22 protein-coding genes are annotated in these 25,600 nt (G+C 38.2%); 15 read left to right on the forward strand and 7 right to left on the reverse strand.

Going from position 1 to position 25,600, the window contains the following annotated elements; genetic code table 11:
- Positions 1-138 precede the first annotated feature (138 nt).
- From NBX03_RS02025 to NBX03_RS02035, 3 genes are all read left to right on the forward strand, one after another.
- Entirely contained in the window at positions 139-804 is a 666-nt protein-coding gene (locus NBX03_RS02025; protein WP_250229119.1) for an IMPACT family protein, read from the forward strand.
- Between the two features lie 74 nt (positions 805-878).
- The gene (locus NBX03_RS02030; RefSeq protein ID WP_250229120.1) at positions 879-1,613 is read left to right on the forward strand and encodes a YebC/PmpR family DNA-binding transcriptional regulator; all 735 of its coding nucleotides are present in this window, start codon (positions 879-881) and stop codon (positions 1,611-1,613) included.
- Between the two features lie 344 nt (positions 1,614-1,957).
- Positions 1,958-2,137 carry a hypothetical protein gene (locus NBX03_RS02035; RefSeq protein WP_250229121.1) on the forward strand — a complete coding sequence of 60 codons (180 nt, stop codon included), beginning with the start codon at positions 1,958-1,960 and terminating at the stop codon, positions 2,135-2,137.
- Between the two features lie 6 nt (positions 2,138-2,143).
- Here the strand turns inward: NBX03_RS02035 and NBX03_RS02040 are convergent, their stop codons facing one another.
- Complete coding sequence (locus NBX03_RS02040) at positions 2,144-3,025, reverse strand: CPBP family intramembrane glutamic endopeptidase (protein WP_250229122.1); 882 nt, start codon at positions 3,023-3,025, stop codon at positions 2,144-2,146.
- 181 nt (positions 3,026-3,206) lie between these two features.
- Here NBX03_RS02040 and NBX03_RS02045 point away from each other — a divergent pair, with 181 nt between their 5' ends.
- The 7 genes from NBX03_RS02045 to mnmA all read left to right on the forward strand — a co-directional run bounded on the left by NBX03_RS02045 (position 3,207) and on the right by mnmA (position 10,967).
- Complete coding sequence (locus tag NBX03_RS02045; protein WP_250229123.1) at positions 3,207-4,337, forward strand: HD-GYP domain-containing protein; 1,131 nt, start codon at positions 3,207-3,209, stop codon at positions 4,335-4,337.
- A gap of 515 nt (positions 4,338-4,852) precedes the next feature.
- Positions 4,853-5,623 carry a glucosamine-6-phosphate deaminase gene (gene nagB, locus NBX03_RS02050; protein ID WP_330638440.1) on the forward strand — a complete coding sequence of 257 codons (771 nt, stop codon included), beginning with the start codon at positions 4,853-4,855 and terminating at the stop codon, positions 5,621-5,623.
- A 642-nt stretch (positions 5,624-6,265) separates the two neighbouring features.
- On the forward strand, positions 6,266-6,913 hold the full coding sequence (locus NBX03_RS02055; RefSeq protein ID WP_250229124.1) for a superoxide dismutase: 648 nt from the start codon (positions 6,266-6,268) through the stop codon (positions 6,911-6,913).
- A gap of 823 nt (positions 6,914-7,736) precedes the next feature.
- Positions 7,737-8,174, forward strand: coding sequence for an RrF2 family transcriptional regulator (locus NBX03_RS02060; RefSeq protein ID WP_250229125.1), 438 nt, complete (start codon positions 7,737-7,739; stop codon positions 8,172-8,174).
- 11 nt (positions 8,175-8,185) lie between these two features.
- Positions 8,186-9,367 carry a cysteine desulfurase NifS gene (nifS, locus tag NBX03_RS02065; RefSeq protein WP_250229126.1) on the forward strand — a complete coding sequence of 394 codons (1,182 nt, stop codon included), beginning with the start codon at positions 8,186-8,188 and terminating at the stop codon, positions 9,365-9,367.
- Positions 9,368-9,441: 74 nt separating this feature from the next.
- A complete protein-coding gene (gene nifU, locus NBX03_RS02070) occupies positions 9,442-9,876 on the forward strand; it encodes a Fe-S cluster assembly scaffold protein NifU (protein WP_250230203.1) in 435 nt (144 codons plus the stop codon).
- Positions 9,877-9,884: 8 nt separating this feature from the next.
- Positions 9,885-10,967 (forward strand): tRNA 2-thiouridine(34) synthase MnmA, encoded by a 1,083-nt coding sequence (gene mnmA / locus NBX03_RS02075; protein WP_250229127.1) that lies wholly within the window; start codon positions 9,885-9,887, stop codon positions 10,965-10,967.
- 68 nt (positions 10,968-11,035) lie between these two features.
- Here mnmA and NBX03_RS02080 read toward each other — a convergent pair whose 3' ends face one another.
- Positions 11,036-12,721 (reverse strand): copper amine oxidase N-terminal domain-containing protein, encoded by a 1,686-nt coding sequence (locus tag NBX03_RS02080; protein WP_250229128.1) that lies wholly within the window; start codon positions 12,719-12,721, stop codon positions 11,036-11,038.
- Positions 12,722-13,450: 729 nt separating this feature from the next.
- Here NBX03_RS02080 and NBX03_RS02085 point away from each other — a divergent pair.
- The 4 genes from NBX03_RS02085 (at position 13,451) to eno (ending at position 18,570) form a co-directional block, all read left to right on the forward strand.
- On the forward strand, positions 13,451-14,641 hold the full coding sequence (locus tag NBX03_RS02085) for a phosphoglycerate kinase (RefSeq protein ID WP_250229129.1): 1,191 nt from the start codon (positions 13,451-13,453) through the stop codon (positions 14,639-14,641).
- A gap of 229 nt (positions 14,642-14,870) precedes the next feature.
- Positions 14,871-15,617 (forward strand): triose-phosphate isomerase, encoded by a 747-nt coding sequence (tpiA, locus tag NBX03_RS02090; protein ID WP_250230204.1) that lies wholly within the window; start codon positions 14,871-14,873, stop codon positions 15,615-15,617.
- 9 nt (positions 15,618-15,626) lie between these two features.
- Complete coding sequence (gene gpmI, locus NBX03_RS02095; RefSeq protein ID WP_250229130.1) at positions 15,627-17,165, forward strand: 2,3-bisphosphoglycerate-independent phosphoglycerate mutase; 1,539 nt, start codon at positions 15,627-15,629, stop codon at positions 17,163-17,165.
- Between the two features lie 76 nt (positions 17,166-17,241).
- Positions 17,242-18,570, forward strand: a complete 1,329-nt coding sequence (eno, locus tag NBX03_RS02100) for a phosphopyruvate hydratase (protein WP_250229131.1) — start codon at positions 17,242-17,244, stop codon at positions 18,568-18,570.
- A gap of 45 nt (positions 18,571-18,615) precedes the next feature.
- Here the strand turns inward: eno and cuyB are convergent, their stop codons facing one another.
- From cuyB to nagA, 5 genes are all read right to left on the reverse strand, one after another.
- Entirely contained in the window at positions 18,616-19,299 is a 684-nt protein-coding gene (gene cuyB, locus NBX03_RS02105; RefSeq protein WP_250229132.1) for a cysteate racemase, read from the reverse strand.
- Between the two features lie 314 nt (positions 19,300-19,613).
- Positions 19,614-20,444: a type II pantothenate kinase gene (gene coaW / locus NBX03_RS02110; protein WP_250229133.1), complete on the reverse strand. Its 831-nt coding sequence runs from the start codon at positions 20,442-20,444 to the stop codon at positions 19,614-19,616.
- Between the two features lie 292 nt (positions 20,445-20,736).
- Complete coding sequence (locus tag NBX03_RS02115; RefSeq protein ID WP_250229134.1) at positions 20,737-21,735, reverse strand: Gfo/Idh/MocA family protein; 999 nt, start codon at positions 21,733-21,735, stop codon at positions 20,737-20,739.
- Positions 21,736-21,746: 11 nt separating this feature from the next.
- Positions 21,747-22,571: a stalk domain-containing protein gene (locus NBX03_RS02120; protein WP_250229135.1), complete on the reverse strand. Its 825-nt coding sequence runs from the start codon at positions 22,569-22,571 to the stop codon at positions 21,747-21,749.
- A 309-nt stretch (positions 22,572-22,880) separates the two neighbouring features.
- On the reverse strand, positions 22,881-24,026 hold the full coding sequence (gene nagA / locus NBX03_RS02125) for an N-acetylglucosamine-6-phosphate deacetylase (protein WP_250229136.1): 1,146 nt from the start codon (positions 24,024-24,026) through the stop codon (positions 22,881-22,883).
- A gap of 421 nt (positions 24,027-24,447) precedes the next feature.
- Here nagA and NBX03_RS02130 point away from each other — a divergent pair, with 421 nt between their 5' ends.
- A complete protein-coding gene (locus NBX03_RS02130; RefSeq protein ID WP_250229137.1) occupies positions 24,448-25,131 on the forward strand; it encodes a phosphatase PAP2 family protein in 684 nt (227 codons plus the stop codon).
- Positions 25,132-25,600: the final 469 nt, after the last annotated feature.

A 25,600-nucleotide genomic window follows, 5' to 3' on the forward strand; every position in this document is an offset into this window, starting at 1 on the left:
TAAAATAAAATTAAAGTAAAGACAATGCTATCGTTTCAACGCAATTTAGGTATAGTATAAAAGCTTTGGCTTGGATAAATAATGCCCTGAAAGGCGAAGCTTTTTGGGGCTTTATAGTTTAAAGACGACGGTGATCAAATGCTTTTAAGATATAAGACTGTTTATAAAGGCCATGAAGCGGAAATAACCGAGAAAAAGTCAAGGTTTATTGCCGAACTTTCTTATGCGCAAAATGAGGAAGAGGCCGCAGCATTTATAAACTTAGTTAAAAAAAAGCATAACAATGCCAGCCATCATACATTTGCTTACAGGTATTTCGATAAAATCATTATGGAAAGACAATCTGACGACGGAGAGCCCAGCGGAACGGCAGGCCTTCCCATATTGAGCCTTTTAAGAGGTGACGATCTTGTAAATATGGTGGTGGTTGTCACAAGATACTTTGGCGGTACGCTTCTTGGAACAGGGGGCCTTGTAAGAGCCTATTCCAAGGCGGCGGCAAAAGCGATTAAGGAATCTGTTATAATTGAAAAAATCCTTTACAGAAACCTTATTATTAAAGTAGATTATAATATGTCCGGCAAGGTTCAGCATGATATACTTACCGGCGGAGAAGTTTTAGAAAACATACGCTATACGGAAAACGTGGAATTTGTCGTCTATATAGAAATAGGCCTTGAAGAGGCTTTTATAAAAAGGATACAGAATCTTACTTCTGCAAGGGCTGAGATATATTCCGGTGACAGCGTATATGCTGCATTGATAGACGGAGAATTTGTAAAGCTCGAAACAGAACCAACTTGAAAAGATATTTAAGATACAGCTTATTGATGTTATTTCAAGTTCCCTTAGGATAAATTAATTATTGGAGGATTTTTATGTCGGGACATTCTAAATTTGCAAATATTAAGCATAAGAAAGAAAAAAATGACGCCCAAAGAGGAAAGATATTTACCAGGCTTGGCAGAGAAATCGCCGTTGCCGTAAAGTCCGGCGGGCCGGATTTAAGTGTAAACTCAAAGCTTAGAGATATTGTGGCAAAGGCGAAATCCAGCAATATGCCAAATGACACCATAGAAAGGTCCATTAAAAAAGCTGCCGGTGACTTAAACGGCGTAAATTATGAGAGCATCGTTTACGAAGGATACGGACCAAACGGTGTTGCCGTTATCGTTGAGATACTTACAGACAATAGAAACAGAGCGGCTGCAAACGTTAGAAACGCTTTTACAAAAGGCGGCGGCAATATGGGTACTACCGGCTGCGTTTCTTTCATGTTTGATGAAAAGGGCCTTATCATGGTTGAAAAGGACGACAACATAGACGAAGATGAACTTATGATGCTTGCCTTAGATTCAGGGGCTGAAAACTTTGAAGCTGTTGAAGAAGGATATGAAATAGTGACATTGCCGGAGGACTTTTCTTCTGTCAGAGAGGCTTTTGAAAAGGCTGGAATCCCCATGGTTTCTGCGGAGGTAACCATGATTCCCCAAACATATACGGAAATCAATAATGAAGACGACATAAAGAAAATGAATAAGCTCTTGGCACTTCTTGATGAAGAAGACGATGTTCAAAATGTTTACCATAACTGGGAAAACGAAGACGAATAAAATCTTTCAACCGCCTGCCCTTAAGGGCAGGCGGTTTAGTATATATAGAAGGATTTTTTCACTGCTACCTGTAACCCATTGGACTTCCCTGAATAAATATATATTATAATATGAGTTCGACGGAGTTGAACCCCTTGCACAGCAAGGGAAAATCCGTAGGATTTTTCACGTTATGAGTATAAAATCTTAAGTGCACCTTTAGATGTATGCATTGCAGTGAATTTCTGCAAATTTGTACGAATATTATCTAAGGTTCGCGGAATTTTAATTTCGTTGAGCTCATGTTAGTATAGCAGACATGGGATACGCCTATCCTTAAATATATATTTAAAAGGAAGATTGTTATGAATAAAAAGCAGATTACAAATAAGCTTGCCAGCTCCTTTTACAGGCCTAAGAAGAAAAAGGCATCAGATAAAAAGAAAGAGATTAGTAAAGAGCTTGAAGAACTGGAAAAGAAAATAGATAAAGCAACCAGAAGGGTAAGAAACACGATGAAATCCTTATCAAAACAATTGGAATAATAATTATTAAAAAGAATTTATTATTAAAAGATAAATATATGCCAAAAATGTCAAAATGAACAAAGGATTAATTAATTTCCTGGAACTTATATCAAAATCATTCAAGTTATTCAAAGCCTTCTTGTTATATGATATAAACTTGTTTAAAATATAAGTGAAAGGAAATACGGTTAATATGAATATTGCCATAAGAGAGATAAGCATCTCCTTTGTACTTATATTTACGGCAGACTGAAGGCCGTTATCATTTAAGCCGATATATGATATACAACAGGAGGTAAAATTTATCACAAAATGCGCTATCACAGAGGAGTAAATAGATTTTGTAGAGCTTACTAAAATAGAGAATATAAAACCTATGAAAAAAGCATAGGAAAACTGCTGAAGGTTCAGATGGACAAGTCCGAAAAATAAGCCGTTTAAAAGGGCGGCTTTGATAATATTCATATTTTTATATTGAGAAAAAAGAACCCCTCTAAAGGCAGCTTCCTCAAGCACAGCAGGTATGACTGCAAGGGAAAACGCAATATAATAAAAAGAATAGCCTTTAAGCTCCATTATCGTATCCGAAACATAATTTTTAAAAAATAAAGAAGAAAATCCGGCTACGGAATTCATCATAGGATACATAAAAAGGGTTATGGCAAGGATATAGCCTATGTTTTTGAAACTTAAGGGATTGAGCATCAATAATTCAGTGAATTTCTTTCCGCTTATTAATTTATAAAGAAAAATAGGAACAACAAAGCTAAATGTGCTGTTGAGTATCAGTGATCCGGGCACAGAAATATCAATACGGGATTTTATATAATATAGAACGAAGCTTGCCATAAGCTGAGAAAAAAGCACCAATGGCATAAAATCAATTTTATATCTGAATTTATTCAATTATATGCCTCCTTAGAGTAATTAGAAATATTATACAATTATTTATAGATTGTGTATAGTAAATTTACTTTTATCATAAATATTGCCCCAGACTCTTTGTTACCGTTGGTGATAAAGGTAAATTTACATCTTTGATTTTAATATAAGTTTAAAAAGGATAAACGTATAGTGGGGTGATTATTTGAACGGTAATATATCACAGACAGAAAATAAAAAGATTGACCTAGAAAATGTACGCCCGGGAATGGTTACGGCCAAGGAAGTAGTTTCCCAGTCGGGCACGGTGCTTCTTGCAAAGAATGTATTAATAAGCCAAGCAACCCTCAAAAAGCTTTTTGAAAGTGATGTAAAAGAAATAGTCGTAAAAAGAGTTAATATAAATATAGATAAATTAGCTCAGAAAAAGGGAATGCAGGATTTTAACGAAGGTCCCGCCAAGCCGGTGGTTCCCGTTTCTGTTGCTGAAAGGCCTGATTTTCGAGAATTTGAGCAGGAATACGATAAAAAGTTCGAAGTGGCAAAGGATACCCTTAAAGCCATAAGCGACGGGGCCCAAATTGACCTTGATGAGCTTACTGAGTTTACAGACGGCATTATAAACAAGCTTAAATGTAAATCAGATATATTGACATTCATCGGCTTTTTAAAATCCTATGATGAATATACTTTTAGCCACAGCAGCAACGTCGCCCTTTTATGCAATCTTTTTGCTTCATGGCTTCGTTTAAGCGATGAAGAAACAACTTATCTTACCGCCGCAGGATTTTTGCATGACATAGGAAAGCTTAAAATCCCTCACTCTATCCTTAATAAGCAAACAAGGCTTACGGATAAGGAATATGAAATAATGAAAAAGCATACGATTTTAGGCTATCGTATTTTACAAACTCAAAATATACCAAATGAAATAAAGCTGGGCGCTCTTATGCACCATGAGAAAATAGACGGAACAGGTTACCCTTTGGGGGTTACCCATGAAAAAATAAGCAAATATGCAAGAATTATTGCCATATGCGACATATATGACGCCATGACCTCCGACAGGGTATATAGAGGGCGCATATGTCCTTTTGAGGTAATAAAGAAATTTCAAATATCAAGCTACGGCGAACTGGATACTACATATCTTTTGGTTTTTCTTAAAAATATCGCCTATACCTATTATGGCAGCTGGGTTAAATTAAACGACGGAAGAAGCGGTGAAATTGTTTTCATAAACCCTACAGATCTTTCAAGGCCTATGGTAAGAGTCGGCGAGGAAATAATAGACCTTCACGAAAGAGAAGAATTGGATATTATAGGGGTTATATAATCTTATCAATGCTAAAAATAAAGGGCAGGTTTTAGACCTGTCTTTTTTGTTTTCAGGTGGCTGTGAGCCAAGGATAAACGCATGAAAGCATTTGTCCTGGAGCCAAAATAAAATTTTGGCGATACACTGTAGGAAGATTTACAAAGTTCCAAGAGAAACTTTGTAAATCTTTGCAATTTGATGGAAGTAAGTCCCATCAAATTGCTTAAAGTCTGCGACGCTAAAATCAAAATCTTGTTTAGGATTTTTCATGCATTTGTCGTATTATAAGGCCGCTTGCTTAAAAAAGATTTATAAGCATGGGATTATGTCTTTTTTAAGTTCACCCACTTTGCTTTACAAGCATATATTTGTAAAGCATTTTAAGCCAGCTTAGTATAAATTGACTTTTTCTCCCGATGCTAATATAATTAAGCCCATAATCAAAAGACCGATGCTTTATATCTATAAAAGGCGCCTATACTGGCCTTAAATAGATATTCAGCCATCGGTTTAAAATATGCTTGGAGGTAATCATGCTGGATTTTGGTAATATAAATATTTATGTTTTTGATTCTGCGGAGGAAATAGGCGTAAAGGCGGCGATGCTCCTTTCGGAAACCATAAAGGAAAATCATAAAAGCAATGTTTGCTTTGCCACGGGAGGCTCTCCTGTAGGTATGTATAAGGAGCTTATAAAGCTTTATAATGAAAAGGCTGTGGACTTTTCAGGCATCAGGGCTTTTAACCTTGACGAATATTATCCTATTCAGAAATCCAATTCCCAGTCCTATGACTATTTTATGAAAGACAATCTTTTTAACCATATTAATATTGATTTTAACAATCAATTTATTCCTAACGGTGAGACGAAAGACGTGGATAAAGAATGCAAAGACTATGACAAGCTCATAGAAGAAAACGGCGGCATCGACTTTCAAATATTAGGCATCGGAACAAACGGCCATATAGGCTTTAACGAGCCTTCCAAGTCCTTTAAGGCCAATACTCATTTGGTAGAGCTTGCGGAAAGCACAATAAACGCCAATTCAAGGTTTTTTGATTCTATGGAAGAGGTTCCAAAATATGGTATCACCATGGGTATAAAATCCATTATGATGAGCAAGAGAATTATTCTGATAGCTTATGGGGAGAATAAGGCAGAAGCCATCTATAAGGCTTTTTTTGAAGATGTAACCCCCGAAATGCCCGCTTCCATACTTCAGTTTCACCGTAATGTTACGGTGCTTTTAGATAAGGGGGCCGCAAAGCTTGTAGAGGAAAAATTTAAAGCCCGAAATAAGTAATCAGGCAGGAAATAAATATAATGAAATATAAGGCAGATAGCAAAGGCGCTATCTGCCTTTATTGATTACGAAAAGGCAAATTTATATAATTTTAGTAAAATAGATTTAAGGCAGTAACAAGAAACGATTTTTCATAAACGGCTTAATACAATAGAAACGCTTATATTAAGCCATTCATAGCCAACAAAGATGAAAAGAACTTTGGCTATAAGGGAACGTTCACCTGAAAACACTTTTATAGCTTTGCTGTAAGTATTTTCAGGTTTACTAAGTATAAAATATACGGTTTTTGTTCCTCCAATCAAATTATTTTACTGCCTGCCTTATTTAAAGAAACAGCTGAAGAAAAGAGGGCGGAATGGTTTAAGAAAGCACTGTGGACTTTAGAAAGTAACGGTTTGATGTCTTTCCAGTCCAGATGTCATTTTCAGATTATATTATTTTTTAAATTATAGAGGGGTATGTAAAAAAGTTTTCGTCAATTTACTTTTATTTGATTTCATGCTGTTTCGGGCCATAGCGGTACAGATGAAATAAAAGTAAATTAACTATATTATTTTGGGCAGGCCTTTTGTTTTACACGTATTTAATTTCCATGAATATACTATATATAGAGAAAATTATAAAATGAAAGGTGATTCTATGAATGAACACTATCCCTTCGTAAATCCGCCCCTGCCTTACGCATATGATGCCCTTGAGCCTTTTATCGATACAAAGACCATGCATCTCCATCATGACAGACATTTGCAGACCTATGTAAATAATCTTAATGATGCCCTTAAGGATTATCCCCAGCTCCAAAGCTGGTCTCTGGAGAGGCTTATATATAATGCAGGGAGACTTCCTCTTGCTGTCCGCCAGACTATAATAAATAACGCAGGCGGTGTCTATAACCATATTTTATATTTTAACGGCATGATAAACCCGTCGGAAGGCCTTCGAAGAGGAAAGCTTTATTCGGCTATTGTAAAGGACTTCGGCACTGTTGATAATTTTTTAGAAGAACTTAAGAATCAAGCATTATCCGTATTTGGTTCAGGGTATGCATGGCTTGTAGTTACGCCCTGGGGAAATCTGAGAATAGTGACATCGGCAAACCAGAACACGCCCATTGCCCAAAACCTTTGCCCTGTTTTAACGACCGATGTGTGGGAGCATGCTTATTATCTTAAGCATTATAATGAAAGAGCGGCCTACATTGACGATTGGCTCAAAGTAGTGAACTGGAAGAAGGCGGAGGAGCTTTACAATAATTGTATTTCAGGTACAAAAGGTACTCAAAGGTAATTGGCCGGTTTTAGAAGGTTTGTATTATTCTTTGGGGCTGCAGTATTTAATGTATCATTGAACAAAAGGAAAGCAGCCGCAAAAGCCTATTCCGAATATAAGCCTTTTGTGGCATTTATTTGCTTATTTTATTATAATTTGCCTTTTCGGGTCGGATAAATCCGGCCCGAAGGTCATTTTACCGAGCAGCGGGGGCTTTCGAACCCTTAGTAAGGTATTTCTTGAAATATAATTGATGTTTCATACTTTTCCAGTAAAAATTATAAGGTTTTAAAATATAATTTATAGCAACTATAGCAAAACAATGAATTAGCGTAACAAAAACCGTATATTTTGAATGGCTTAAAATAGCGATTCTATATTTTAAGCCGTTTATGAAAAATAGGTTTTGTTTCTGCCTTAATCTTGTTTTGCTGTAAATAAAGTAATGCAAGAATATGTTCTTAGTATTATTTTATTCAGCCTGCGCATCTTATGGCATTTGTGGAAAAAGCTGATAATTTGATATTTGCCTTATTTAAGCAAACGGCTCTAGTACAGAATTATATTTATATTAAGCCAACTTAATAATATAAGTTAAAGCCTATGAATGGTTGTTAAGTAAATGTCTTTTTATAGTAAACAAAGAAGCTTTATTTTTGTTAGCTATAAAATAGCATTTAAATATGTAAATCTTTATAATATCAGGTTTATTTCTTCAAATTTATCCACTATATTTTCTTTTTTTTAATTCCTACTAAAATACTTGACATTGAAAATGTTAGATGATATTCTGTAAAAGATGAATTCCCAGTGCTTTGGTAGGATATAATGAGGTGATGAAATGAAAATTTCCACAAAGGGCAGATATGGCTTAAAAGCAATGATAGATATTGCCGCGTGGAGCGACGATAAATGTGTGAGCTTGAAAAGTGTTGCCGAAAGGATTGGAATATCGGAAAGCTATCTTGAGCAGCTTGTGATGAAGCTCAGGAAGGCGGGCCTTGTGGAAAGCATCAGAGGTGCTCAAGGGGGCTATATGCTTGCGAAGGAGGCTTCTCAAATAACTGTCGGAGATATTTTGACGGTGATGGAAGGCTCTCTTTTTCCCGTGGAATGCCTTGATGAAAATTCTGAATGTTCCTGCGGAATCGGCTTATGTGATACCTGTGTTACAAGGCCTGTATGGGAGAAAATATATGATTCCTTATGGGGTGTAGTTGATTCTATTACCATTAAGGATCTTGCAGAACAATATAAATTAGGTAAAAGCTATATTTAGGGAGTGGAGCAATGAAAACAAATATTTATTTTGACAATGCCGCAACAACAAAAGTGCGGGAAGAAGTTTTCAACGAAATGAGACCTTTTCTGGAAAGTCAATACGGAAACCCTTCAAGCATTTACACCATTGCAAGAGAAAGCAAAATTTCTATGGAAAAGGCAAGAGAGCAGGTTGCCAAGGCTTTGGGGGCAGAGCCTATGGAAATCTACTTTACAGGAAGCGGAACAGAAGCGGATAACTGGGCTATAAAAAGCATTGCCGAGTCTAAAAAGCCCAAAGGAAATCATATTATAACAACGAATATAGAGCATCACGCTGTTTTGCATACCTGTGAATATCTTGAGAAAAACGGCTATGAGGTAACGTATCTTCCCGTTAACGAAGAGGGATTGGTAACTGCGGAGCAGGTAAAGGACGCCATAAAGGACGAGACTATACTCATTTCCATCATGTTTGCAAATAATGAAATCGGAACGATTATGCCTATAAAAGAAATCGGAAAAATTGCAAAAGAAAAGGGCATTCTGCTCCACACTGACGCCGTTCAGGCAGTGGGCCATGTGCCCATAGACGTAAATGCGCTTAATATTGACCTTCTTACTTTATCTGCTCATAAGCTTTACGGGCCTAAGGGCGTAGGCGCGCTTTACGCAAGAAAGGGCATCGTTTTAAGGCCCTTTATTCACGGCGGCGCGCAGGAAAGAGGAAGGCGTGCCGGAACGGAAAATGTAGCCGGAATCGTAGGTCTTGGGAAAGCTATAGAGCTTATGGGAGAAGAAATGGAAGAGGAAATAACAAGGCTTACGGCACTTAGAAACAGGGCTATTGACGGCCTTACTTCTAAAATACCCTACTGCCGTTTAAACGGTGACAGAGACAGCAGGCTTCCCGGGAACTTAAATCTTTCCTTTGAGTTTATTGAAGGTGAATCCATGCTTTTGCTTTTGGATATGAAGGGCATAGCGGCATCAAGCGGCTCTGCCTGCACATCGGGAAGCCTTGATCCTTCCCATGTTCTTCTGGCAATTGGCCTCCCTCATGAAAAGGCCCACGGCTCCTTAAGAATATCCTTGGGAAGATATAACACAAAAGAAGAAATTGAATATCTCATAGAGACTCTTCCCCCTATTGTTGAAAGATTAAGGGAAATGTCTCCTTTGTATGAAGATTTTTTAAATAAAGATAAATAAGAAATAAAATGCGGAACAGGCCGCCTGTTCCGCAAAAAGCCTTATTATACACACGACAAGGAGAGAAAGATATGATGTACAGCGAAAAGGTAATGGATCATTTCAGCAATCCCAGAAATATGGGTGAGATAAAAGATGCAAGCGGCGTAGGAACCGTAGGAAATGCCAAATGCGGAGATATAATGAAAGTATACCTTAAAATAGAAAATAATATTGTTGAGGACGTTAAATTTAAAACCTTTGGCTGCGGTGCAGCCGTAGCAACAAGCAGTATGGCTACGGAGCTTATTAAAGGAAAATCTGTTGAAGATGCTTTGAAAATAACAAATAAGGCTGTTATGGAAGCTCTTGACGGGCTTCCCCCTGTAAAGGTTCATTGTTCTGTTCTCGCGGAAGAGGCGATTCATGCCGCTCTTTGGGATTACGCGCAAAAAAATAATCTTGTGATCGCAGGTTTAAAGCCTCCTTCAGACGAGGAGCATGATCACGGGGATATTTTTCAGGAATAGGTGAAGAAATGGCTGAAAAGGTAGTAATGGCAATGTCCGGCGGAGTTGACAGCTCCGTCGGCGCCTATCTTTTAAAAAAGCAGGGCTATGACGTAATAGGCGTAACCATGCAAATATGGCAGGACGAAAAAAGATGCGATATCGAGGATAAGGGCGGTTGCTGCGGCTTGAGTGCCGTTGAAGATGCAAGAAAAGTATGCGCTGACCTGGATATTCCTTTTTATGTATTTAATTTTAAACAGATTTTCAAGGATAAGGTAATTAATTATTTTATAGATGAGTATTATTTGGGAAGGACGCCCAATCCCTGTATTGCATGCAATAAACATGTAAAATGGGAAGCTCTTCTTGCAAGAGCTCTTTTCATGGAGGCCCAATATATTGCTACAGGCCATTATGCTAAAATAACAGAGCTTAAAAATGGGCGATATGCCCTTCAAATGGATTTTAATAATCCAAAGGATCAGACATATGCGCTCTATGGCCTAACGCAGTTCCAATTGAAACATACGCTGATGCCTCTTTCAGGAATAGAAAAAGATGAGGTGCGTTCCATTGCAAAGGAAATCGGCCTAAAGGTATTTAATAAGCCCGACAGTCAAGAGATATGCTTTATAAGCGATAATAATTACGGCGGATTTATTGAGGAAGAAGGGGGTAAAAAAATACTTCCCGGAAACTTCGTAAATACAGACGGGGATATTATAGGAAAACACAAAGGTATAGTCCACTATACGGTCGGTCAAAGAAAGGGTCTTGGCATCGCTTTTGGAAAGCCTATGTTTGTAAAGGAAATCAACCCGTTAACAAATGAGGTTGTGCTTTCTGAAAATAAGGAGCTTTTTTCTGAAGGCCTTATGGCATCGGATATAAATTATATGGCGGTTGAATCTGTAAAGGAGCCTATGGAGGCCTACGCAAAAATTCGATACTCCCATAAGCCTGTATTATCCGAAATTACTGCTCAAGGGGAAAATATTCTCTGTAAATTTAAGGAGTCCCAAAGAGCCGTAACCCCCGGTCAGGCAGCGGTATTTTACGATAAAGACGGAAATATTCTCTGCGGCGGGGTTATAGAGAGGGCTGTGTAATTATACTTAAAGATAGGTTACAAAAAAGAAGGTCGCACGTAAAACGTGCGGCCTTCTTTTGTATTCATCTATTTTTCTTTGCTTTTAAGGAAGTTTTCTATATCGCTGGTACTTGTAGCATCGGAAAGCTTACTGTCATACTTGCCGTTTTTGTAGTACAGCAATGCAGGGAATCTGCTGGTTGACGGTGCATTGTCCAAAAGCCAGTTATAATCCTCCCAGTCTGAATTATCATGAGTGTTGGAAGAGATATTTAATCCGTAATAAAAACGGGTATATGAAAACCTGTCATCAGTTCTTAAGATATCGGCGATTCTTTCAACATCTTCCTGGCTGTCCTTATCGGAGCTATCATATAAAACGACGATAAAGCTTTCATTGTCTCTGTAATATTCATCAAGCTGTTCAATGCTTGCGTTGTTAAGGATTGAATTCTTTATATCATCATATCTTGATGAGCTTGAAGTACTCTTATGGTTATTAAATTCATCTATAATGGATTTTACCTTTTCAAGGGTCTTAGGCTGCTTATAGGTTTCCATATCGTCTTTGTCTTTATACATAAGGAACATAACAGGAAGCTCATCTGTTGCGTCATATCTATAATTCTTCAGAAAATCTACATTTTTATAGAAGTTAGGATATTTATCGATATCAAGGCCGTAAACTAAAGCCTTTTTCTCTTTTGCTGCAGCCTTGATTACCGGGATATATTGCTTTGAATCCTCGTCTGTACGGTCATAGAGAACCACGATAAACTCATTTTTATTGTTGTATTCTTTTTGAATCGTTGTGTCGGATTTTGACTTGAAATAAGTTGTATCGTCAAAATCTGCATAGTCGTATTCAGTGGAAGCTACCGTTGCAAACTTTGCTATTTCCTTTTGAAGCTTATCCATATCTGTAGGAGCCTGCATCTGAGTAACGTCAGATTTGGATTTTACAAAATAAACTGTCGGGTCTTTAAATTCTCTTTCTCTGAAGAAACCGTTCCAAAGCCAATTGTTATCGGAAGCCTTGTTATTGGAATCATTCATATCCACGCCGTAAATTCTGTATTTTTCATCTTGAGCAGCGTCCTGAATATTTGGAACCATCATTTTTGAGCTTTCTTCGGAACTATCGTAAAGAACAAAAATAAATGGGTATTTATTGCTGTCCTGGTACATTTCCTTAATAGCGGAAGAGGATATGATTCTGAAATAAGAGGTATTTGAAAAATCACCGTAATTATCGGGGATTTCAACCTCAGGTTCAGGGGGTACAGGGTCAGCAACAGCATTTGCAGTTATATATGCCGTATTTGTAGCAGCGTCCCATGAAACGGTTGCGCCGAGGGTTTCAGCTATGCTTCTTACAGGGATATAGGTCCAGTTATTAATAATAACAGGAGCTACGGGGAGGAACTCAGTTTTTTCACTGGTGTATTGTTTATAGCCAAGGGAATCTATTGTAAATTCACCGTATGTAACTACAGAGCTGCCAATATTCATAAAGGAATAGCGGTTGCCTCTGAATGCCATAACCTTTCTTTCAGGCTCATACCATTCAACGGTGGCGCCCATGGCTTCTCCTATTTCACGATAAGGAAGAAGTATTCTGTCGCTGATGTTTTGTATTTGGTTTTGAGTTGTAAGAACTCTACCGTTTAAATTAATTTTATACTTTGTGTCGGCTAAAGCTTGAGACTGCATGGCGGGTATTGCCATAAGGGCAGCCAAAGCAAATGCCAATGGCCTAGCAAATTTCTTCATTAATTAAAACCTCCTTATAATTTTTATTAGGACAAGTTTATTCTAAGGTAATTATGCAGATAATCTTATTTGCATAATTCTTAGGATAAGAAGTCCGGGCTATTTAACAATGCGAAAACCAGTTGCTCTTTCAGTATATCCCCCTAAGCAATTCAAATTAAGTATGTCTTATAATCAATTTACATTTATTCCGACTACGAAGTACAGTAAAAGTAAATTGATAAGGGGCTTTTTAAAAGCTCCTGTTATAATTAAAACCTAATATTGAACTGCTGAGTAAAAAGCCATAGATATATTATATACTAAACTTATAAAATTTTCTTCAGTTTGTTCAAAAGTAATATATTTTTAATATAACTGAAACATTGGAAGACAAATAGCAAACTTAATGGAAGATTTCGGAAAATTCATATTTTTGCAAAACGGAGTAATAATAAAAACATGGCATTAGGTAAAATAATAGATTGATTTTAAAAAAGTATTCTATATATATTATCAAAATTATTTTTGCCACGAAATTATAAGATTAAAATAGCATTATTTTTAACAATAAGAAGCCTTTATATCAATAGAGTTTTGTAAGATGCTCCAAAGGTTAAAAATCTGGAGGGATGCGACGGCTGCAAGCCTTAGCAACACTTGTTTGCAGGTGCAAAACATGGTAGAATATAATGGAAAAAGAGCTTATTTGTTAATTCATTAACAAAGCTTTAAGAAGGGAGCTAAAATATGCTTAAGAAAAGGTCTGTAGAGGATTTGGCGCCAAAAGGCAAGAGAGTGCTTGTAAGGTGCGATTTTAATGTTCCTTTAAAGGATGGAGTAATTACCGATGACACTAGGATTGTGGCTGCCGTTCCCACTATAAAGAAATTGATTTCAGAAGGCGCGAGGGTTATACTTTGTTCTCATCTCGGAAAGCCCAAGGGCTTTGACCCAAGCCTTTCATTAGGTCCTGTTGCAGCAAGGCTTTCAGAGCTTTTAAATAAGGAAGTTACTTTTGCCTGCGATGAAGCGGTTGTAGGCGAAAATGCAAGAAGTGCTGTTGAAAAAATGCAAGACGGAGATATTGTGCTTCTTGAAAATACCCGTTTTAGAAAAGAAGAGACAAAAAACGAAGAAGCATTTTCAAAAGACCTTGCTTCCCTATGTGATTTATTCGTTAACGACGCTTTTGGTTCTTCTCACAGGGCTCATTGCTCCACCGTGGGCGTTACTGAATTTGTAAAGGAATCCGCCGTAGGCTATTTAATGGAAAAAGAAATAGAATATCTCGGCAATGCCGTAAATAACCCCAACCGTCCTTTTGCCGCCATCTTAGGAGGGGCAAAGGTATCAGATAAAATTGCTGTTATTAATAACCTTCTTGATAAAGTGGATATTTTAATTATAGGCGGCGGCATGGCCTATACCTTCTTTAAAGCAAAAGGTTATGAAGTAGGAAATTCTCTCCTTGAAGAAGATAAAATTCCCTATGCGAAGGAAATGCTTGAAAAGGCTGAAAGAAACAATATAAAGCTTCTTCTTCCAGTAGACACGGTAGTTGTGAAGGAGTTTAAAAACGATACGGAATATAAAACGGTTCTTTCTTCTGAAATAGAAAACGGCTGGATGGGCGTTGATATCGGCGAGGAATCAAGAAAGATTTTTGCCGAGGCCCTTAAGGAAGCAAAGACTGTTATTTGGAACGGACCTATGGGCGTATTTGAATTTGAAAACTTCGCCAAGGGAACCATTGCCGTAGCCGAAGCTCTTGCCAATATTGAAGCCACCACCATCATAGGCGGGGGAGATTCTGCCGCTGCCGTTACCCTTTTAGGATATAAAGATAAAATGAGCCATATCTCAACCGGCGGAGGCGCAAGCCTTGAGTTCCTTGAAGGAAAGGAACTTCCGGGGGTTATGGCGGTACAGGATAAATAAGTTTAAAGACTTCTGTTAATTTGCTTTATAAAATTATACTATAGTAATTTTTTAAAAAAGAAGCAATAAGAGCTTACGCTAAAGACTTAAAATACAGATTTCCTTCGAAAACCATATAATTTTGAGTCTGGGTAAATGTATGGTTTTGTTATTGTTTGACTTTAAATTTACTATTAAAGCTAATTGACTTTTAAAAGGCTTATGAGCCCAATTCTACAAAGAGGTGTGTATTTTGAGAAAAAGACTTGTTGCAGGAAATTGGAAGATGAATTTAACCCCTTCCGAAGCAAAGAAATTTGTATCCGAGCTTAAAGGCGCTTTAATTAATAAGGATGCGGAAGTATTAGTATGCGTACCGGACATTGATATCACAGCAGTTTCAGAAGCCGTTTCAGGAAGCGATATTAAAGTAGGCGCTCAAAATATGTATTTTGAGGAAAAGGGTGCCTTCACGGGAGAAACCTCTCCGCTGATGCTGAAAGATGCTGGGGTTTGCTATGTCGTTATCGGCCATTCTGAGAGAAGAGCCTATTTCCACGAAACCGATGAAATCGTAAACAAAAAGGTATTAAAGGCAGTTGAGCAGGGAATAGTTCCTATAGTATGCGTAGGAGAAACTTTAGACCAAAGAGAACAGGGCATAACCGTTGACCTTGTAAGGCTTCAGACGAAAATTGCCCTGAAAGGCCTTACAGAAAAGCAGGTTGCTGAAATCGTTGTGGCCTATGAGCCTGTATGGGCAATTGGTACAGGAAAAACGGCTACCAGTGAACAGGCGGAGGAAGTGTGTGCCGCCATAAGAAATGTTATCGGAGAAGTTTATGGAAAAGAGACTGCCGAGAAGACAAGAATTCTTTACGGAGGAAGCGTGAACGGAAAGAATGCGGCAGAGCTTTTCGCCATGGAAAACATTGACGGGGGTCTTGTAGGAGGCGCAAGCCTTAAGCTTGAATTTGCCGACATTGTGAATTGTTAGGAGATTTTTATGGAAAAAAAGACAACTGTTTTAATGATTTTAGACGGCTTTGGCCTTACGGATAAAACTGAGGGCAATGCCATAAAAATGGCTAAAACCCCCAATATAGACAAGATTTTTGAAAATTACCCTTGGGCAGAAGGACAAGCTTCCGGTTTAAACGTAGGCCTTCCCGACGGTCAAATGGGGAATTCGGAAGTAGGCCATACCAATATCGGCGCCGGAAGAATCGTCTATCAGGAACTTACAAGAATAACAAAAAGCATAGAAGACGGAGATTTCTTTGAAAACCCCGAATTCCTTCAGGCTGTTGAAAATTGTAAGGCAAATGATTCAGCACTACATTTTCTTGGTTTATTGTCTGACGGCGGCGTTCATAGCCATATAGAGCACCTTTACGGCCTTTTAGAGTTTGCAAAGAGAAATGGCCTTCATAAAGTTTACGTTCATTGCTTTATGGACGGAAGGGATACGCCCCCAAGATCAGGCCTTCAATATATCAAACAGCTTGAAGAAAAGATGAAGGAATTAGGCGTAGGAGAAATCGCCACCGTATCCGGCAGATATTACGCCATGGATAGGGACAACAGATGGGAAAGAATTGAAAAGGCCTATGATGCAATGGTTTACGGAAAGGGCAGCAGCTTTTCTTCCGCTTCAGAGTGCATGGAGGCTTCTTATAAAGAAGATGTTACAGACGAGTTTATCATTCCTTCTGTTATAACAAAAGCTAGCGAGCCTATAGCTAAAATACAGGAAAATGACGCTATCATATTCTATAATTTCCGCCCGGACAGGGCAAGGGAGATTACAAGAGCCCTTGTTGATCCTGAATTTAAAGGCTTTGAATGCCCTAAAATGAAGCTTAAATACATCTGCTTTACAGAATACGATGTAACCATACCAAACAAATTAGTTGCATTCCATGCAGGCGGGCTTAACAATACCATGGGAGAATATATTGCTTCCCTTGGCCTTACCCAGCTTCGTCTTGCGGAAACAGAAAAATACGCCCATGTGACATTTTTCTTTAACGGCGGTGTAGAAGCGCCTTATAAAGGAGAAGACAGAATACTCATTCCTTCCCCTAAGGTAGCAACCTATGACCTTAAGCCTGAAATGAGCGCCGAAGGGGTTACGGAAGCTTTAGTAAATGCCATTGAGTCTAAAAAATATGATTTAATTGTTATAAACTATGCCAACCCCGATATGGTAGGCCATACGGGAGATATTCCGGCCGCAGTAGCTGCAGTTGAATACGTAGACGGCTGTGTAGGCAGAGCATTAGACGCTTTAATAAAGGCCGGAGGCCAGATGTTCTTATGCGCCGACCATGGAAACAGCGACAAAATGGTGGATTATGATACGAAAGAGCCTTTTACGGCCCATACCACGAACCCCGTGCCTTTTGTAATCATAAACTGCCCTTCCTGCAAGGCCGTTAAGGAAGGCGGAAAGCTCTGTGATATTTCACCGACCCTCCTTGATATGATGGGTATAGAAAAGCCTGCGGAAATGACAGGCCATTCTCTTTTGGAAAGGCATTAAAATATTAGCTTGATAGAAGCCTTATCAAAGGCTTGCAGATTATATACATTCTAAGTGATGAAGGGAGCAATAATTAATGAAGGGATTTCTTGAAATTCTTGAGGTACATGCAAGACAGGTATTGGATTCCAGAGGCAATCCGACTGTAGAAGTTGAAGTAATTGTAGGAGACGACGCAGGAGAATATTTAGGCAGAGCAGCTGTTCCATCAGGCGCTTCCACAGGCGCTTTTGAAGCCGTAGAGCTTCGTGACGGCGGAAGCTCTTATATGGGTGCAGGCGTTTTAAAAGCGGTAGAAAACGTAAACGACATCATCGCTGATGAAATCGTAGGCCTTAACGCCCTTGATCAGGTTACAATAGATAGAACTATGATAGCCCTTGACGGAACACCAAATAAGGCTAAACTTGGCGCAAACGCAATTTTAGGCGTTTCCATAGCAGTTGCAAAGGCCGCAGCAGAAGCTTTAAACATGCCTTTATACCAGTATTTAGGCGGATTTAACGCAAAGAAGCTTCCGGTACCGATGATGAATATTTTAAACGGCGGAAAGCATGCCGATAACACTGTAGACTTCCAGGAATTCATGATTATGCCTGTGGGCGCTGAAAGCTTCTCCGAAGCATTAAGAATGAGCGCAGAAATCTACCACAACCTTAAAAAAGTATTAAAATCCAAAGGCTTATCTACAGCAGTAGGTGACGAAGGTGGCTTTGCTCCAGACCTTGCCACGCCTGAAGAAGTAATAGACGTAATCCTTGAAGCTGTTGAAAAGAGCGGCTATAAACCGGGCACAGATATTAAAATTGCTATGGACGTTGCTTCCACAGAGCTTTTCAAAGACGGAAAATACTATTTTGAAGGCGAAACAAAGGCAAAAGGTCTTTCCGAAACAATTGTAAGAACTTCCGAAGAAATGGTTGCGATGTATGTATCTCTTTGCGAGAAATATCCTATCATTTCCATTGAAGACGGTCTTGCAGAAGACGACTGGGAAGGATGGAAATACCTTAATGAAAAATTAGGCAAGAAGGTTCAGCTTGTGGGCGACGACCTTTTTGTTACAAACACAGAAAGACTTTCAAAGGGCATCGACCTTGGCGTAGCAAACTCCATCCTCGTAAAGGTAAACCAGATTGGAACCTTAACAGAAACCTTTGACGCTATCGAAATGGCTAAGAATAACAACATGACCACAGTTATTTCTCACCGTTCAGGCGAGACAGAAGACGCAACCATCGCAGACATCGCTGTTGCCGTAAACGCAGGCCAGATTAAAACAGGTGCGCCTGCCCGTTCCGACAGGGTTGCAAAATACAACCAGCTTATCAGAATCGAAGAAGAATTAGGCGAAGCCGCTCAGTATCCCGGCTTATGCGCATGGTATAATTTAAAGAATAAATAAAGATTATCAAAAGGGTAAAGGCTGCAGGCCTTTACCCTTTTTAATTTAACCTAATACTGTTTCTATGGCCTTTCTTGCCAGCACTTCCGTAGGGTTAATGGTGGGGGCTTCAATATGAAATTCCTTAAAGCCTATGGGAAGCTCTGTGCAGCCTAAAATAAAGGCTTCTGCTCCTAAGACCGAAAGGGCCGAAAGCGCTTTTTCTACAGGCTCTATAGGGTAATGCCAATTGCCGGACTTTACACCGTCATAAATAAAGCCCATAATGCTTTTTTGTCCTTCTTCATCAGGGGTGATGATTTCAACGCCGGAATTTCCAAAGGCATTAGAATATACGCCTGATTTGATGGTGCCGTCGGTAGCCAAAAGCGCCACCTTTTTATATCCTTTTTGGCGGGCGTATTCTGCTGTAAGTTTGGGCATATGAAGCAAAGGAATATGGATGTTTTCTGCAATGTCATCGTAGAAATAATGGGCAGTATTGCAGGACATCAGAAGATAATCGGCTCCTGCCTCCTGAAGACGCTTTGCTGAATGAATCATTTCAGGACGGGGGTCCTTACCGCAGCTAAGGATAGCAGCGGTGCGGTCGGGGATATTAGTATTGCTGTCAATTAAAACAGGGATGTGCTCCTGATCGGATTTAGCCGGTGTAAGCTCGATAATCATTTTAAACAAATCGGCTGTTGCCAGAGGGCCCATACCGCCTATAATGCCAAGGGTCTTCATAAATATTGCGCCTCCATATGAATTCGGCAGATGATTAAGCAAAACAGGGCATGCAATTTAACCAGATAAAAATAAAAGGTTGATTTGATTTATGAGTGCATCGATTTATTCACTAATGAATCGCCCTTATATTATTTGCTTTTGGTATGTTCTGAATTTAGGAAACATACTTGAATTAGCCGTATATATTTTAAATTTATAGTAGAATAAATATTTTTCATTGTCAATAACTGCATTTATAAAATAGTGACGGAAAATTAGAGGCATTTAATCTAAAACTTAATTTATTTGCAGAATAAACGCCGGCTTATTAATTATTCTTTATTTTCTATTCTGCAAAGAACTGCTCCTATGGCTGTGGCAAAAACGCTGTTTTCCGGAATAATAAATGTTTTATGATGGAGAGCCCCCAGTTCTTCAAATACTTTCTCTGCCTGATGCAGAGTGGTCAGGGTCCCCGTAAGAACGATGCTTTGAGGCTCCGTATGGATGCAGGCAAAAACAGCCATCATGCCTACAGTTTGAAGCACCATATTAATAAGGGCATAAGCCATATCTTCTCTGGAAGCTGTATGCTCTATCTTGCCGAAGTTGGCTGCCGTGGTATAAGGCGGCAAGGAAGGAATGGTAATTTTACTGATATCGCCTACGGAAAGATCTACATTTCTCAAATTTCCCTTAAGGGCCATAGAAGAAACCAAAGGAATATTATCTTCTTTTAGAAGTTTCCATGAAAGGCCGACTAAGGTTCCGCCGCCGACGCCTGTTCCCCCTATGTGGCGAAAGGTACTCTGATCTGCCTGTACATAGGCGGTGCCTGTTCCCATACTTACGATAAGGGCTCTGGAAAGGCCGGAAAGAAAAAGACCGCCTTTACCAATAGCCTCAAATTCGTTTACTTTAAACGTGGGAATATTATAAATATTTTCATCCATAAGGCTTGCCCCAACACCCGTAAGGGCTATCTCAGAAATATCCGTTAATGAAAGATTGTTTATTTTAAGGAAATGGCCCAATGCACCGTAAAGAGAAGTAAGCTGATCGCCTGCCTTTACCTGAAGGGTGCCTTTACTATTTTTATTGCGGTCAAAGGCTACAATTTTTGTAGTAGAACCGCCTACATCAATTCCAAGAATTAATTCCAATTTAATTCCTCCATAGCAAATTTATATAGCAGAATAAGTGAGTATCATCTTGCCGGTTAAAAAATTATTTTCATCTTTTATAGTTACAAGGATGAAAAGACGTTTGTTAACTATCAGAAGATGCTCCTTAAAAAACTATTCATAAGCTGATTATTGTATAATTTTTCAAGTTTGTTTGGTATATTTTACATGAATCCAAGTATTAGCATTAAAAAGGCAATAAATATAGTTTTCAGTATAACAACAGATAGAAATAATGTAAAGGCCCGGCTTATGCCGGGCCTTTTTAAAATTAAATCTCCTTTACTTTATCAGCCGGAAAGATAATTCCTGCTTCTTCTCTTGCTTTTTGGCATACCTTCATTACGTTTATGCTATGGTCGAGCATTTTATGGCAGAAGCTGAAATCTCTTTCTTTAATGCATTTATCAAAGGCTTTAAATTCAGGAATCATGATTTCGGGATATAAATTATGGTTTTTCGTATCCGTATATTCATTGTATATGTTCAGGGTATAGCTTTTGCACATGCTGGTAGGGGAATTCACGGTAATGGCCCCTTCTGTTCCAAGGATTTTACCGGAGGATTGGGAAGCGCAGTCCTTTGAAGCCACCAAAGAAGCCTTGAAATCCTTATAGGAGAGGATTAATATGCCCGAGGTATCGATTCCCCTTTCCATATTGGGGTAATATTTTATTTCTTCCGGAAGGCCGAAAAGACCTACGGTAAAATGGATATTATAAATATTAAGGTCCATCAGAGCGCCGCCGGAATAAAGCGGATCGAAGGCTATGGGCGTTTCTCCCTGTTTAAAATTATTGTAACGGCTGGAGTATTGGGAAAAGTCCAACTGCAATATCTTAACCCGGCCTATTCTATTTAAATCCTCTTTAATTGAAAAATAATTCTCAAGATACATAGGGATGATTGCTTCAAAGAGAAAAAGGGATTTCTTTTTTGCTATGTCTATTAAGTGGAGAAGCTCTTTCATATTTGATGTAAAGGGCTTTTCACAAATTACATTTTTTTCGGCGTTAAGGGCTAAAAGGCTGTTTTCATAATGCAAAGAGTTGGGAAGGGCCACGTAGATTTCCGTTATCTCGTCGTCCTTTAGCATTTCGTCGTAATCATAATAGATTTTTTTAATATGATACTGCAAGGACAGCTTTTCAAGGGTGTCTTTGCTTTTTTTCCTTCCGCATATGGCGCATAATTCTATTTCGTTTGTTTTTGAAATCTGGGAAAGAAAAGTGTGAACGATGGCCCCAGAGCCTAAAATACCAAGCTTCATGATCTGCTCCCTTATTTTACTATTTTTACGTTAAATTTATCGTCTATTTCAATATTGCACTTTATGACTTGAAGAAAATAGGAAGAGGAAACATAGCTTAACCCCGACCTGTTTATTACGGGATATTTTTTATTTATCTGAGTATCGTAAAGAAGGTGGCTGTAAAAATCGCCGTTGGGGCTTGAAACCGTAACCATTTGGTCTCTTTCAGACCAGCTTACTTTATAGCCCAGAGCCTCGCAGACCTCTCTTACGGGTATGTACACCATATTGTTTACTGTGGGGTAGGCGGCGTTTTTCATCATTTTGCCGTTTACGTAGACGACGTTTGACGCTGTGTTGCCCCCTTCAAAATTAATATAGGTTTTAAGAAAATAATCGTTATTTGCTTCTTTCAGCATGTCCTCATATCTTATTTTATCGCTTCCGAAACTAAAGGGGATAGAGGTAGAGGTTGAAATAGCCATAACATGGCTTCCCGATTCGGATATTTTTCTAAAGCCGCTTTGATTGCTCCACTTGTCCTTATCGTATACGCAGAGGGTCATTAAAACCGTCTGCTTAACGGGAGCGTCAACAGCCTGATAATATACTATTATTTTTTCCGTAAAGTCGGATTTTTTCCCCGGCATTTCTCTTTTAAGCGAAACGTATTTCTGCCAGGAATAAGGGATCATAAATGTATATTCTACATTTTCCCCTTTAATAAGTTTATTGGTATTCAGCATCTCAAACCTTTTTACGTCAAATTCGCCCCCATATACTGTAGAGGCCGAAAATACCGTTGAAAGAGAAAGAAAAATTAATACCAGAGATTTTGATAAGCTTTTTTTCATAAGCTCCTCCGAAAAAAAGAGTCTATATATTACAAATAAATTAAGTATAAGCCTATTCCATATAATTTCAATTGAAATTATATGGAATTTATTCATTATGAAAAGGTACAAATTTAGAAAACAAGGCCGCCAGGCTTTAGGCGCCGATTGCAAACTTAGTAAGTGTCAATCTGGATTTGTGAACCAACGTCAGATTATATTCTAAAAGCACAAAACTGCTATCCATAACTGCATCAAACAGTTTTACAGAGCAAAAATTAAAATCATTACAAAACTAAGACGCTTTTGTTACAAAAAAAGTTCCACATATTATAAATTTATTTTTATCTGTCCGTTTACCATGACAAATTTAATATTCATATTAGGGTCTGTTGCGATGATGTCTGCAAATTTCCCTTCTTTAATGCTTCCGGTATATTTGTCTATTTGCAGCGCCTTTGCAGGGTTTAAGCTTGCCATATTCAGGGCTTGCAGAACATTTTGCCCCGAATGGGCATAGGTATTGTAAACAGCTTTTGAAAGGCTTAAGGTGCTTCCGGCCAAAGCCCCTTCAAAGGTTCTTGCGATGCTGTTTTCAACCTTTACAGGAAGCTCGCCTAAGGTATATTCTCCGTCTTTAAGGCCGCCCGCCATCATGCAGTCTGTCACAAGGACTGTTTTATCCTTGGGCTTTGCATTCATGAGTATTTTTACAGATGCAGGGTGCACATGGATGGTATCGCATATGATTTCCGCGTAAAGCTCATCTTTAGCCATAGCGGCCCCTAGAAGCCCCGGTTCTCTTGATTTAAGCTGGGTCATGGCGTTATAGGCATGGATCACGATTTTTGCACCGGATTCAAAGGCCTTTAAAGCTTCTTCGTAGGTGGCGGCGCTGTGGCCTATCCGTATTATAATTCCCTCTTGGGAAAGTCTTTCTATAAGCTTCATTGCGCCCTTTTTTTCAGGAGCTATGGCAAAGGATACAATGCCTTTACATTCCTTTATCAAAGCATAAATTTCTTCTTCGTTTATATCCCTGATGCTTTTTTCCGGGTGGGCGCCTTTATAGCTTTCATTTATATAGGGTCCTTCAAGAAAGGGGCCTATGATTTTTGCGCCGTCTACACCTTTTTCCATAGCCTCGTTTATGGCTTTTATGGCTTTAACCGTATGGGGAAGGCTTGCAGTAACTGTAGTAGGGCAGAAAGAGGTTACCCCTTCTTTAAGTTTGAAAAGGGATATTTGGTTTAATGAATGATAGGAGGCATCCATTGTGTCATAGCCGTTTCCGCCGTGGACATGAATATCGATAAGCCCCGGCATAAGCCTTAAATCACCTAAATCTATGACTTCTCCAGAATCAGTTGACGGGGCAATCTCTGCGATTATGCCCTTTTCGTTTACAGCAATTGAGGAATTATATAAAATCTGGTTTTCAAGATATATTTCAGATGCCTTTAAAGTATATAGCATAAAATCACCCTTTATTATACATTGTTTGTGAATAGCTCTATTCATGTAAAGTCTTCGGGAAAGTCTTAGAAAGTATAGGTTTTGCTCATACATTTTACAAAGTGAAATGTATTCGTGAATAAAACTAAGCAAAGCTTAGTTTTATTCATATTATATCATAAAGTATATCATTTTGATTTTTTAATAGCAAATAAATAAGGCTTAAGCTTATTAAAATTTTATTAACATTTTATTCCTTCAAAGACAAGTTATTTATTACGGCGTATTATATATTAATAAGCGAACTTAAAAATGATACAGGCGGAAGCTTGTAAATCTTTTTAACTGAGCGCCCCTTTATAGTTACTAAACTTATGTTAAAGGTTCGTAACTATAATAAGCAGCGATTGCTTTTGAATCTTCTTTTTTGGAGGGATCATAAATGGATAAGGCTTTTAGGAAAACAGCGTCGAATTACAGTCACGGCTTAAGCGTCATACCTTATTTATTATGTCTTGTATGGTTTTTTATTTTGGAACAGGTGGTTCTTGAGCCGGAATTTCTCATAGGAACGAAAATAGATAAGGTTATCCCTTTTTCAGAGGTATTTGTTATACCCTATGTGTTTTGGTATCTTTATGTGGCTGTTCCCGCCGTATATTTTTTCTTTAAGGCTCCCGATGATTTCAGAAAGCTCATGAGCTTTATGAGTTTTTCCATGATAATTGCCTGCCTGATATTTACTTTTTTTCCTAACGGACAGGCACTGCGTCCTTATATAAGACCTGATGGGCTGCTTGACAGCATTATATCTAAAATATATAAGGCGGATACCCCGACGAATTCCTTGCCGAGCATTCATGTGATGTTTTCGGTAGGCGTCCATACGGCTCTTGTTCATTATAAGGATGCCAGCAGAAAAATATTGAACTTTTCCTTTGTATCTATGGTATTGATCTGTATCTCAACGGTATTTGTAAAACAGCATTCTATAGTGGATGTGATGGCGGGAATCATTTTTTCGGAGCTTCTATACATATTGGTATATATTAAAGGAATTACTGTGGACGATATCTGGAAAAAGGTAAGACTTTTTACAAAAAGAGGTATTTCTCTAAGAATGTAGTAGGAATTGCGGACAAATTGATTTATTATAAAAATCCTAACACACGCAAATTTGGATAAAACAGCATTTATAAAAGATATTTTTAGCATTTTGGAACCATCATGAAAGGACAATTTAAAAAGCAAGGCAAAAGGACAAAAATAATCCTAGAATATAATTTATTTTATACAGTTTGCATTATTTTGTTTTAAATACTCCTGTGTTCGGATTCAATACACAAGGCATTGAAGAGGGCTTTCTTTAACGAAAAGCCTTCTTTTTAATATCCATTAACCCATAAAAGACTAAATGACAAATATGATGATTTTAATTAAAAATATTATAAAAATATATGCAAATTAAATAATGACACCTGGCCTACTGTAAAAATTATACATTTATTTACACAATTCATAACAGAATATTTTGCGAAAAATAATATTTTTATATATAAAGTGTGGTATAATGGAAGGGAAGCAAAGCTTTGGCT

The sequence above is a fragment of the Anaeropeptidivorans aminofermentans genome (assembly GCF_940670685.1).
Taxonomy (GTDB): domain Bacteria; phylum Bacillota; class Clostridia; order Lachnospirales; family UBA5962; genus Anaeropeptidivorans; species Anaeropeptidivorans aminofermentans.